This window comes from Pararhizobium sp. PWRC1-1 (assembly GCF_049897905.1).
GTDB lineage: Bacteria > Pseudomonadota > Alphaproteobacteria > Rhizobiales > Rhizobiaceae > Pararhizobium.
This window is the reverse complement of record NZ_JAFCXE010000024.1, coordinates 38,227-49,347: the sequence shown is the minus strand read 5'-3', so window position 1 is coordinate 49,347 and position 11,121 is coordinate 38,227. Positions and strand designations below refer to the sequence as shown.

11 protein-coding genes are annotated in these 11,121 nt (G+C 60.5%); 7 read left to right on the top strand and 4 right to left on the bottom strand.

The features are described from left to right. Window positions 1–18: 18 nt before the first annotated feature. Window positions 19–762 (top strand): Bax inhibitor-1/YccA family protein, encoded by a 744-nt coding sequence (locus ACP7E0_RS28075; RefSeq protein ID WP_426129804.1) that lies wholly within the window; start codon window positions 19–21, stop codon window positions 760–762. Between the two features lie 133 nt (window positions 763–895). Beyond that, a complete protein-coding gene (locus tag ACP7E0_RS28070) occupies window positions 896–1,453 on the top strand; it encodes a GNAT family N-acetyltransferase (protein WP_426129909.1) in 558 nt (185 codons plus the stop codon). A 1-nt stretch (window position 1,454) separates the two neighbouring features. On the opposite strand, the gene ACP7E0_RS28065 is transcribed toward ACP7E0_RS28070, so the two are convergent. The 3 genes from ACP7E0_RS28065 to acnA form a co-directional block, all read right to left on the bottom strand. Next, the gene (locus tag ACP7E0_RS28065) at window positions 1,455–1,862 is read right to left on the bottom strand and encodes a DUF2794 domain-containing protein (RefSeq protein ID WP_426129803.1); all 408 of its coding nucleotides are present in this window, start codon (window positions 1,860–1,862) and stop codon (window positions 1,455–1,457) included. A 388-nt stretch (window positions 1,863–2,250) separates the two neighbouring features. After that, window positions 2,251–3,009, bottom strand: coding sequence for a DUF1223 domain-containing protein (locus tag ACP7E0_RS28060; RefSeq protein ID WP_426129801.1), 759 nt, complete (start codon window positions 3,007–3,009; stop codon window positions 2,251–2,253). Between the two features lie 192 nt (window positions 3,010–3,201). Further along, window positions 3,202–5,892: an aconitate hydratase AcnA gene (acnA, locus tag ACP7E0_RS28055; RefSeq protein WP_426129799.1), complete on the bottom strand. Its 2,691-nt coding sequence runs from the start codon at window positions 5,890–5,892 to the stop codon at window positions 3,202–3,204. 270 nt (window positions 5,893–6,162) lie between these two features. Between acnA and ccmA the strand changes: the two genes are divergently transcribed. The 5 genes from ccmA (at window position 6,163) to ACP7E0_RS28030 (ending at window position 9,361) form a co-directional block, all read left to right on the top strand. Next, window positions 6,163–6,804 carry a heme ABC exporter ATP-binding protein CcmA gene (gene ccmA, locus ACP7E0_RS28050; protein WP_426129907.1) on the top strand — a complete coding sequence of 214 codons (642 nt, stop codon included), beginning with the start codon at window positions 6,163–6,165 and terminating at the stop codon, window positions 6,802–6,804. A 247-nt stretch (window positions 6,805–7,051) separates the two neighbouring features. After that, window positions 7,052–7,711, top strand: coding sequence for a heme exporter protein CcmB (gene ccmB, locus ACP7E0_RS28045; RefSeq protein WP_426129797.1), 660 nt, complete (start codon window positions 7,052–7,054; stop codon window positions 7,709–7,711). A gap of 111 nt (window positions 7,712–7,822) precedes the next feature. Next, complete coding sequence (locus tag ACP7E0_RS28040; RefSeq protein WP_426129796.1) at window positions 7,823–8,584, top strand: heme ABC transporter permease; 762 nt, start codon at window positions 7,823–7,825, stop codon at window positions 8,582–8,584. 4 nt (window positions 8,585–8,588) lie between these two features. After that, the gene (gene ccmD, locus ACP7E0_RS28035; RefSeq protein ID WP_426129795.1) at window positions 8,589–8,756 is read left to right on the top strand and encodes a heme exporter protein CcmD; all 168 of its coding nucleotides are present in this window, start codon (window positions 8,589–8,591) and stop codon (window positions 8,754–8,756) included. Next, on the top strand, window positions 8,753–9,361 hold the full coding sequence (locus ACP7E0_RS28030; protein WP_426129793.1) for a DsbE family thiol:disulfide interchange protein: 609 nt from the start codon (window positions 8,753–8,755) through the stop codon (window positions 9,359–9,361). Before ccmD ends, ACP7E0_RS28030 begins: the two co-directional genes overlap by 4 nt. Before the next feature lie 346 nt (window positions 9,362–9,707). On the opposite strand, the gene leuC is transcribed toward ACP7E0_RS28030, so the two are convergent. Then, a complete protein-coding gene (gene leuC, locus ACP7E0_RS28025; RefSeq protein ID WP_426129791.1) occupies window positions 9,708–11,117 on the bottom strand; it encodes a 3-isopropylmalate dehydratase large subunit in 1,410 nt (469 codons plus the stop codon). Between the last annotated feature and the right edge of the window lie 4 nt (window positions 11,118–11,121).

Genomic DNA, 11,121 nt, shown 5'->3' with positions numbered 1-11,121 from the left:
GCTTTTAAAGAGGAAACAATGGCTGATCTTAGAAACTACCAAACCCGAATGTCGCCTGCCGGCGCACAGGCGGGGGCCGTAATCGACGAAGGTCTGCGCACCTATATGCTCAAGGTGTACAACCTGATGGCCCTCGGTCTGGCGATCACCGGTATTGCCGCCTACGTTGCGTTTCAGTTCGCTTTTGCGGACGGACAACTGACAGCGTTCGGCCAGGCGATCTATGTGAGCCCGCTGAAGTGGGTCGTCATGCTCGCGCCGCTGGCTCTGGTGTTCTACATGAGCTTCCGTATCAACTCGATGAGCGTGTCGGCCGCGCAGACGACCTTCTGGGTCTATGCAGGCCTGATGGGCCTCTCGCTGTCGTCGATCTTCCTGATCTATACCGGCCAGAGCATCACCCAGACGTTCTTCGTCACGGCCGCTTCGTTCGGCGCTCTGTCGCTCTACGGCTACACCACCAAGCGTAGCCTGTCCGGCATGGGTTCGTTCCTGATGATGGGTCTGTTCGGCCTCATCATCGCCTCGATCGTCAATATCTTCCTCGCCTCCTCGGCGCTTGATTTTGCGATCTCGGCTATCGGTGTTCTGATCTTCGCAGGCCTCACCGCCTACGATACCCAGAAGATTAAGGAAATGTACTTCGAAGAAGAAGGTGCCGAAGCCACTGGCCGCAAGGCCATCATGGGCGCGCTGACGCTGTATCTCGACTTCATCAACCTGTTCCTGTTCATGCTGCGTTTCCTCGGAAACCGCAATTAATCGGAACCGGATACTTCTGAAAAGGCGGCTTCGGCCGCCTTTTTTGTTGCTTGAGTTTTTGGCAAGGCCGCTCGCTTGAATGGCTGAATGCGATATGGCAGACGAGGGACTACTCTTCCAGACAGGTCTGCCCATGTCCTTTATCCTGCGCGATGCGACCCTATCCGATATCCCGGCCGTCACCGAGATCTATCGGGAATCCGTGCTGAACGGCGTCGCCTCCTATGAAATGACGCCGCCGGACGAAGCCGAAATGGCCTCGCGCTTTTCTGTCATCACCGGCAACGGCTATCCCTATATCGCTGCAGTTGATGCTGACGGCATCCTCTTGGGTTACGCCTACGCCTCGGCGTTCCGGACCCGCACGGCCTACCGCTTCATGGTCGAGGATTCGATCTATCTGGCGCCTCAGGCGCGCGGGCGCGGCGTCGGCAAAGCCTTGCTCGCCGAGCTGATCCGGCTCTGCACGGGGCTGGGCTTCCGCCAGATGGTCGCCGTCATCGGGGGCGCGCATCCGGCTTCGGTCGCCGTCCATCGTGCGGCCGGTTTCGAGCACGGCGGGCTGATGAAGGGCACGGGTTTCAAGCACGGCCGCTGGCTCGATACGATCATCATGCAATTGCCGCTCGGCGAGGGGCTGACGACCGATCCGGAACCGGGCACCTATCCCGATACGCTCTACCGGGGATGATTCAGGTCTTGATGACCTTCAGCATTTTGTCGAAGACTTTGAGCACCTGCTGCAGGTCGTGACCGCGCTTGAGGATCATGCCGTGGGTATTGACGACGCTGAAGGCGCCTTGCTTGGCTGACAGTTTCGGGTTCTTTTCGATCCGGAACAGCGGCATTTCACCCGACCGTTTGAAAACCGAGAAGACGGCCTTGTCGCGCAGATGGTCCATCGCATAGTCCCGCCACTCGCCTTCGCCCACCATGCGGCCGTAGATCCTGAGGATCATATCAAGCTCGCGGCGATGGAAGGTGATGGGGAGTTGGTCCTGGTTGCTGCTGCGATATTCGTGCAGGTTAACAACCACATCGGACGATTTCTGCCTTTCGGAACGGGTCTCGCCTTGCGGCAAATCCGGCTGATCAGTCATCGGTACTCCGGCCTTATATTGTGACAGGACGGTTACAGTTTGCCTGACCTTGGCTGAAATGCAAGCAGCAGGCCGGCCGAAATAGGGGATGACTTTTTTCGCCGTGCCGCATTTCAAACAAACCGACGCCCCATTTGACAAGGAAACTCGCGCTCGCTGGCACAAGGGAGTCCTTCCGAGTGTCGACCTGCATGTCTGTTTGGGATTTTCCTGTCTCGAGCGGTGCAGCAATGGAGCGGCTAGCCAAAGCGTCCTTCGGGCGCGGTTGCTCCGGACGCCATGTCGAGCGGGTGCTGTCTGCGCCTGCGAAATATGGCCGGTTCGGTCCGGCATCTTCGAACCCTCAGCCCCAGCCCCTCGATGCTGCCGGGCCGAACCAGATTATTCGTCAGTTGGCGGTGTTATCCGCCATGACGGTTGTCGCGCCGACGATGGCGCCGGGTGTTTCGCTGTCCTTCATCTTCTGCAGAAGCACGGCGCAGCCACCGTTTTCTCCCTCGTTGAGGATGGAGGCGGGCAGGACGAAACTGGCAGGCTTGCCGTCCCACATGCCGATTGTCTGGATATCGCGGACAGAGTGCCAATAGGAAATCTTCTTGCCGCTGTTTTCGCCCTTCTTGACGTCGACGAGCTGCTCACGATTGAAATAGACCACGACGACATTGGCCTTGCCGTTGCCGCCCCCTATCTTGATGTCGATCTCGTCCTTGCTGACGCTCGCGGAGACCGGAACAGCAAGCCCCTTTCCCGCCGAATTCATCGCCGAAAGGCGATTGTTGATGCCGTCGAGATCAGCGCCATTGATATGGTCGCGGCCGTTGAGCACCGCCTGTGGCGTATAAACGCCGCTGCGGCCGAACATTTTCGCGTAGGCATATTGCCGGGCGGTATTGTCCTTCGAGGCCAGCGTGTCGGCCCAGCCGAGATAGTTCCAGTAATCGACGTGATAGGAGAGCGCCACGACCTTGCCGTCGTCGATCAGCGTCTTCAAGGCAGCGTCCGCCGGCGGGCAGGACGAACAGCCCTGGCTGGTGAACAGTTCCACGACGCCTGCCGGCTTCACCGCATCTTCGGCCACAACCGGCATCGCCATGAGGCCAAGGCCACAGGCGAGCATGATGCGGCGAACGGTGCTTGATCCAGACATCGGGACTTCCATTTCAAGGGTGTGGCATTTCAACGGTGTTGTACAGGTGTACAGCGCTTATCTGCGTCCTTCATACGCTGCTCCCCTTTCAACGGAAAATCACGTTGGAGTGAGGCTCGGTCCTCTGGCGATCACAAAAAAGCCGGGGCTCGTGAAAGCCCCGGCTTCGTTCACGTCAGCTTCAGAGGTGCATCAGGCAGCGAGGTCGCGCAGAACAGTCTGCAGAATGCCGCCATTGTTCATGTAGGTGACCTCATCGAGCGTATCGATGCGGCAGATCAGCGGAACGTCCTTCACCGTGCCATCGGCATAGGTGATCCTGGCGACGCGCTTTTCACGCGGCTGGACATTGGTGAGGCCATCGATCGTGACGCTCTCGTCGCCCTTCAGGCCGAGCGATTCCCAGGTCGTGCCTTCCTCGAAGACGAAGGGCACGATGCCCATGCCGACGAGATTGGAGCGGTGGATACGCTCGAAGGACTGGGCGATCACGGCCTTGACGCCAAGCAGGTTGGTGCCCTTGGCAGCCCAGTCACGCGACGAACCGTTGCCATATTCGACACCGGCGAAGATGACCAGCGGAACGCCTTCAGCCTTGTACTGCATGGCAGCGTCGTAGATCGACATCTCTTCCTTCGAAGGATAGTGGATCGTGTAGCCGCCTTCCTTGCCGTTCGGGCCCATCATGTGATTACGGATGCGGATATTGGCAAACGTGCCGCGCATCATCACTTCATGGTTGCCGCGGCGCGTGCCGTACTGGTTGAAGTCGGCAATGCCGACGCCGTGGTTGATCAGGTAAGCACCGGCAGGCGACGCTGCCTTGATCGATCCGGCCGGCGAGATGTGGTCGGTGGTGATCTTGTCGCCGAACAGGCCAAGGACGCGGGCGCCCTTGATGTCGGAGATGCCCGAACCGGTCTTGCCCATGCCGACGAAGTAGGGCGGGTTCTGCACATAGGTCGAGTTGTCATCCCAAGCGTAGGTCTGGCCTTCCGGAATCTGGACGGCCTGCCAGTTGGCGTCGCCCTTGAACACGTCGGCATATTTCGATGCGTAGAGTGCGCGGGTAACGTATTTCAGGATGTATTCCTGGATTTCCTGCGACGTCGGCCAGACGTCCTTGAGAAACACCGGCTGTCCATCGCTGCCGATGCCGAGCGGCTCGGTGGTCAGGTCCTTCTGGACCGTACCGGCGAGCGCATAGGCGACGACCAGCGGCGGCGAGGCAAGGTAGTTCGCCTGAACGTCCGGCGAAATACGGCCTTCGAAGTTGCGGTTGCCCGAGAGAACGCCGGACATGATCAGGCCCTTCTCGTTGATCGTCTTCGAGATCGGTGCCGGCAGTGGGCCGGAATTGCCGATGCAGGTCGTGCAGCCGAAACCGACGAGATTGAAGCCGAGTGCATCGAGCGAATCCTGCAGTCCGGACTTGGACAGGTACTCACCGACAACCTGGCTTCCAGGTGCGAGCGATGTCTTGACCCAAGGGGCGGTCTTCAAGCCCTTGGCAACGGCGTTGCGAGCCAGCAGGCCGGCAGCGATGAGAACCGAGGGGTTGGACGTGTTGGTGCAGGAGGTGATGGCGGCAATCGCCACGTCGCCGTGACCGATATCGTAATCCGCGCCTTCGACGGCATAGCGCATGTCGAGCTGGCCCGGCTTCTTGTATTCGCCTTCGAGCGAACCGGCAAAACCGGATGCGATGTTTTCGAGCGGAATGCGGCCTTCCGGACGCTTCGGGCCGGCCATGGCCGGGACGACCTGGCCGAGGTCGAGTTCCAGCGTGTCGGTGAAGACGAGGTCGGCACCGTCATTGTCACGCCACATCCCTTGCGCCTTCGAATAGGCTTCGACCAGCGCGATGCGCTGTTCTTCACGGCCGGACATGGTGAGGTAGTTGATGGTTTCCGAATCGACCGGGAAGAAGCCGCAGGTCGCGCCATATTCCGGGCCCATGTTGCCGATCGTTGCGCGGTCGGCTAGCGTCATGTTGTCGAGGCCGGAACCGAAGAATTCGACGAACTTGGACACGACGCCCTTCTTGCGCAGCATCTGCACGACCATTAGCACGAGGTCGGTCGCGGTGACGCCTTCCTTGAGCTTGCCGGTCAGCTTGAAGCCGATGACTTCAGGCAGGAGCATGGAAACGGGCTGGCCGAGCATGGCCGCTTCCGCCTCGATACCGCCAACGCCCCAGCCGAGAACGCCGAGACCATTGATCATGGTCGTGTGGCTGTCGGTTCCGACGCAGGTATCCGGATAGGCGATGATCTCGCCGTCTTCTTCCTTGGTCCAGACGGTCTGGCCGAGATATTCGAGGTTGACCTGGTGACAGATGCCGGTGCCGGGCGGGACAACGCGGAAATTCTTGAACGCCTGTTGGCCCCATTTCAGGAAGCGGTAGCGCTCGCCGTTGCGCTCGTATTCGAGCTCGACATTGCGGGCAAAGGCCGTTGGCGTGCCGAATTCGTCGACGATAACCGAATGGTCGATGACGAGATCGACGGGAACCAGCGGGTTGATCTTTTCCGGGTCGCCACCGAGCGAAACCATGGCGTCGCGCATCGCGGCCAGGTCGACGACGGCGGGAACGCCGGTGAAGTCCTGCATCAGCACGCGGGCCGGGCGGTAGGCGATTTCGTTTTCTTCGCGGCCCTTGTTATCAAGCCACTCGGCGACGGCCAGGATATTCTCCTTGGTGACGGTTCGGCCGTCTTCGAAGCGGAGCAGGTTCTCAAGCAGAACCTTCATCGAGTAGGGGAGCTTTGAAACGCCGGCGAGGCCGTTCGCTTCTGCCTTCGGCAGGCTGTAATAGACATAGTCTACGCCATTGACCGAGAGCGTCGACCGACAATTGAAACTGTCTAGGGATTTGGACACTGGAATACCCCGTTCCGTTAGATCGCCAAAAACGTGACGCACGAACGCCCGAACGCATTTAAAGCGCGATATGGGATGCGGGTACGGCCATTTCCGCTGTCCGTACGTGGAAATCATTCCAAGTTCGGCGCTAGGATGAAATTCACGCCGACCGCTGGCGTGTTGGGGCGGTTATAGATAATTTCTCCGGAACGTGCCAGACCATCCGTCCTCAATTTGAGACAATTTTTTTGCGCTGCGACGAACGTCGTAAAGGGAATGTGAATGCCGATCCGACTGCGTGTCGAAGGCCTCAGTGCGAAACGCGGTGAGGACCTGATTTTCCACGATATTTCGTTCGTTGTTGCGGCTGGAGAAGCCTTGATTGTCACCGGTCCGAACGGCTCGGGCAAGTCGACATTGCTGCGCGTTCTGGCGGGGCTTCTGACGCCCGAATCCGGCAGTGTCCGGCTGGACGATACATCAGCCGATATTGGCCATCCGCGCGAGCTCTGCCACTATCTCGGTCACCGCAACGCGATGAAGCACGAACTGACCGTTGAAGAAAATCTGTCTTTCTGGAAATCCTTCATGGGTGATTCGGCTGACGGTTCCGGCATCGGCATCGAGGAGGCGACGGAAGCACTCGGCCTTGGCGGAATTTCGCATCTTCCCTTCGGCTATCTCTCGGCCGGACAGCAGCGGCGCATGTCAATGGCCAAGCTGCTGGTCGCCTACCGGCCGGTCTGGATCCTCGACGAGCCGACGGCCGCACTCGATGCGGCGGCGGACCGGATGTTTGCGGGACTGGTGGGGCGGCATCTTGCGGCCGGCGGTATTGTTGTTGCGGCGACGCACCAGCCGTTGGGGGTGGCAGCGCGGGAATTGCGGATGACGGGGTTTGCGGGCGCATTTGCGGAGATAGAGCATTGATATCTCTAGCGCTTTGCCGCGTGGTTCCCCCTCATCCGGCCCTTCGGGCCACCTTCTCCCCGTGGGGGAGAAGAGGAAGCGCGCTGCGGCTGCGTCCATCCCAGCCAGCTATCAAGCCATCTATAGAGACTAGAGTTTTCTATGTTGCATTGTGTTCGCCACAAACTGCCTCTTCTCCCCAGCGGGGAGAAGGTGGCCCGAAGGGCCGGATGAGGGGGCCTTCACCCAGCATTCAGGGGATATCCGCATGATCGCCCTCTTCCTCCGCGACCTCAAACTCTCCATGCGCGCTGGTGGTGGGGCCCTGATCGGCGTGCTGTTCTTCATGACGGTCGTTGCCGTCGTGCCCTTTGCCGTCGGTCCCGATCTCAATCTCCTGTCCCGCATCGGCCCGGCAATTCTGTGGATCGGTGCGCTGCTGGCCTCGCTGCTCGGGCTCGACCGGCTTTTCCAGGCGGAGCGCGAAGATGGCTCGCTGGACCTGATGCTGATGCAGGAGGTGCCGCTGGTGCTGACGGTTCTGGTGAAATGCCTGGCGCACTGGACGGCGACCGGGCTGCCGCTAGTGGTTGCCGCACCGCTGCTCGGCCTGTTCATGAATATGAGCGAGGTCGCCATCGGCGCAACCATGCTGACGCTGCTGGTCGGGACCCCTGCCATCACCTTTATCGGCGCGACCGGCGCTGCCGTCGCGGTAACGCTGCCGCGCGGCGGGTTGCTGGTGTCGATCCTGGTTCTGCCGCTGGCGATCCCGGTGCTGATCTTCGGCGTCAGCGCCGCCTATGCCGCCGTTCAGGACCCGGCGCCATTTCTGCCGCCTCTGCTGATCCTGATTGCGATCACGTTGTTCTTTGCGGTCATCGGCCCTCTGGCAGCGGCCTTGGCGCTCCGGTCCGCATCGGACTAAGATGAGACGTCGGAGCGGCTCTATGCGTTGATTGAACGCGCGGCGCTCTGACGCAAATGTGATTGATGCCCCTTTATTGAAGAGAAGCGCGTTGCACGCTAAAGAACCATCATGAGCGAAAACAGTCTGGCCATTCGAAAATTCAGCGATCTTGCCAACCCGACCCGGTTTCTGGCCTTGGCGGCGCGCGTCCTGCCGTGGTTTGCCTGTTTGACGGTGCTGCTGTTTGCCGCCGGGCTCTATCTATCCTTCACCACCGAGGGCGATTACCAGCAGGGCGAGACGGTGCGTATCATGTATGTGCATGTGCCAGCCGCCTGGTTGTCGATGATGTGTTACTCGGTGATGGCGGTTTCGGCGCTCGGCACGCTGGTCTGGCGCCATCCGCTGGCCGATGTCGCGGCCCGGGCTGCCGCTCCGATCGGTGCTTCCTTCACCTTACTCGCGCTGGTCACCGGTTCGCTCTGGGGCAAGCCGATGTGGGGCACCTGGTGGGTCTGGGATGCGCGGCTGACCTCGGTTTTCGTGCTGTTCCTGATGTATCTCGGACTGATGGCGCTCAACCGCGCGATGGACGAGCCCGGCAAGGCGGCCAAGGTTTCGGCCGTTCTGATCCTCGTCGGCTTCGTCAATATCCCGATCATCAAGTTCTCGGTCGAATGGTGGAACACGCTGCATCAGCCGGCAAGCGTTCTGCGGCTTGGGGGCTCGGCGATCGATCCGGAATTCCTGCGGCCACTGCTGGTGATGGCCGTTGCCTTCACCATGTTGTTTTTCACTCTTCACATCGCCGCCATGCGCAACGAGATCTGGTGCCGCCGGGTGACGTCTATGCGCCGTCAGGCTGCCCGCAGTGCTGGTCGGGAGGTTTGAGCCGATGACCCACACCGCCTATGTTCTTGCCAGTTACGGCATGGCCGCGGTCACGGTGCTTGCCCTGGTCCTCTGGGTCTGGACCGATGGACGTGCGCGGCGCCGCGAATTGCAGGCGCTCGAAGCGGCCGGTATCCGCCGCCGCTCAGTTCAGGCCGGAGACGTGCAATGAGCATCGAGACCCCCGCCACGCCCGAGGCCAGCCGGCCGGGCAAGATGCGCATCGTATTTGCGGTGCTGCCGCTTCTGATCTTTGCCGGGCTTGCCGCGATCTTCTGGAGCCAGCTCGATTCCGGCCGAAGTATCAGCGAAATCCCGTCTGCATTGATCGGCACCAAGGCACCGTTACTGGATATGCCGCCGCTCGAAGGTGCGACGTTCAAGGGTGCTCCAATGCCAGCGCTCACCGACGCGGCGATCAAGGGCAAGCTGACGCTGGTCAATGTCTGGGCATCCTGGTGCGTGCCCTGCCGCGATGAAAATCCGATCATCCTTGAGCTTGCCAAGGATTCACGGCTGACGGTGGTCGGGATCAACTACAAGGACCAGACCGAAAATGCGCTGCGATTCCTGGGAGAACTCGGCAATCCCTTTTCCGCCGTCGGCGTCGATCCGCGCGGCAAGGCGGCCATCGACTGGGGCGTCTACGGCATCCCGGAATCCTACCTTGTCGATGCGTCGGGAACGATCGTCTACAAGCGGGTGGGGCCGTTTGACGATCGCAGCCTGAAGGAAGGGCTTTATCCGGCGATCGAAAAGGCCGTGGCCGGGAAGTAGGTTTTCGAGATTATTCCCTCCCGCGGGGAGGCGGCGGCCCGACGGGCGATACCCTCCCCTTTAAGGGGAGGGTGCAGTCTCCTGACAAAGTTATTTTCTCGGCATTTCGCCGGTCATTTGGGAAAATATGCGATTGCCAAATTCACCGTCATTCCTGTGCTTGTCACAGGAATCCAGTCAGCTCAAGTCCTTGAGCTGAAAGAGTATTTGACCCGACGGACGTCGGGTCGCTGGATCCCCACCACAAGGGTGAGGATGACGGAGAGTGGGGTGACTCTCGCCAAACAATCTTGTTCAGGGTTTATCGGCAGACTTACCCTCCCCTTTAAAGGGGAGGGTAAAAGTGTCATTTCCAGTCGCGAATATCGACGAAGTGTCCGGAAACTGCAGCAGCAGCAGCCATCGCCGGCGACACCAGATGGGTGCGGCCCTTGAAACCCTGGCGGCCTTCGAAGTTGCGGTTGGAGGTCGAGGCGCAGCGCTCGCCCGGCTTCAGGCGGTCGTCGTTCATGGCAAGACACATGGAGCAGCCAGGCTCGCGCCAATCGAAGCCGGCTGCCTTGAAGATCACGTCGAGACCTTCGGCTTCCGCCTGTTCCTTGACCAGGCCGGAGCCCGGAACGATCATCGCCGACACGGTCGAAGCAACCGTCCTGCCTTCGACAACCTTGGCGACTTCGCGCAGGTCCTCGATGCGGCCATTGGTGCAGGAGCCGATGAAGACGCGGTCGATATGGATATCGGTGATCTTCGTGCCCGGCTTCAGGCCCATGTAGTCGAGCGCCCGCCATTTGGAGGTGCGCTTGTTCTCGTCGGTGATTTCGTCCGGGTTCGGCACGATGCCCTGAACCGAGATGACGTCTTCCGGCGAGGAACCCCAGGAAACGATCGGCGGCAGGTCGGCGGCATTCAGCACGACGACGCGGTCATAATGCGCGCCTTCATCGGTCTGCAGCGTCTTCCAGTAGGCGATCGCCTTTTCCAGGTCTTCGCCCTTCGGCGCGCGCGGCTTGCCCTTGATATATTCAAAAGTCTTTTCGTCCGGCGCGATCAGGCCGGCGCGGGCGCCGCCTTCGATCGTCATGTTGCAGACGGTCATGCGGCCTTCCATCGACAGCCCGCGGATGGCTTCGCCGGCAAACTCGATGACATGGCCGGTGCCGCCGGCAGTGCCGATCTCGCCGATGATCGCCAGGATGATGTCCTTGGCGGTAACATGCTCCGGCAGAACGCCATCGACACGCACCAGCATGTTCTTGGCCTTCTTCTGGATCAGCGTCTGGGTGGCGAGCACATGCTCGACCTCGGACGTGCCGATGCCGTGCGCCAGCGCACCGAACGCGCCATGGGTCGAGGTGTGGCTGTCGCCGCAGACGATGGTCATGCCCGGAAGGGTAAAGCCCTGTTCCGGCCCGACGATATGGACGATGCCTTGGCGGATATCGCTCGCCGAATAATATTCGACGCCGAAATCGGCAGCGTTCTGGGCAAGCGCCTCGACCTGGATGCGGCTTTCCTCGTTTTTGATGCCGAGATGGCGATCCGGCGAGGTCGGCACGTTGTGGTCGACGACGGCCAGGGTCTTTTGCGGAGCCCGGACCTGACGGTTCGTCAAGCGAAGGCCTTCGAACGCCTGCGGGCTCGTCACTTCGTGAACGAGATGGCGATCGATATAGAGAAGACAGGTTCCGTCATCCTGTTGATCGACCAGATGGTCGTCCCAGATCTTGTCGTAGAGGGTACGCGGTGCGCTCATGGCT

What these genes read in the sequence shown, in the direction of transcription:
- ACP7E0_RS28075 (WP_426129804.1), top strand. Translation starts at nt 19, where the DNA reads ATGGCTGATCTTAGAAACTACCAAACCCGAATGTCGCCTGCCGGCGCA.
- ACP7E0_RS28070 (WP_426129909.1), top strand. Translation starts at nt 896, where the DNA reads ATGTCCTTTATCCTGCGCGATGCGACCCTATCCGATATCCCGGCCGTC.
- ACP7E0_RS28065 (WP_426129803.1), bottom strand. Translation starts at nt 1,862, where the DNA reads ATGACTGATCAGCCGGATTTGCCGCAAGGCGAGACCCGTTCCGAAAGG.
- ACP7E0_RS28060 (WP_426129801.1), bottom strand. Translation starts at nt 3,009, where the DNA reads ATGTCTGGATCAAGCACCGTTCGCCGCATCATGCTCGCCTGTGGCCTT.
- ccmB (WP_426129797.1), top strand. Translation starts at nt 7,052, where the DNA reads ATGATCGCCCTCTTCCTCCGCGACCTCAAACTCTCCATGCGCGCTGGT.
- ACP7E0_RS28040 (WP_426129796.1), top strand. Translation starts at nt 7,823, where the DNA reads ATGAGCGAAAACAGTCTGGCCATTCGAAAATTCAGCGATCTTGCCAAC.
- ccmD (WP_426129795.1), top strand. Translation starts at nt 8,589, where the DNA reads ATGACCCACACCGCCTATGTTCTTGCCAGTTACGGCATGGCCGCGGTC.
- ACP7E0_RS28030 (WP_426129793.1), top strand. Translation starts at nt 8,753, where the DNA reads ATGAGCATCGAGACCCCCGCCACGCCCGAGGCCAGCCGGCCGGGCAAG.
- leuC (WP_426129791.1), bottom strand. Translation starts at nt 11,117, where the DNA reads ATGAGCGCACCGCGTACCCTCTACGACAAGATCTGGGACGACCATCTG.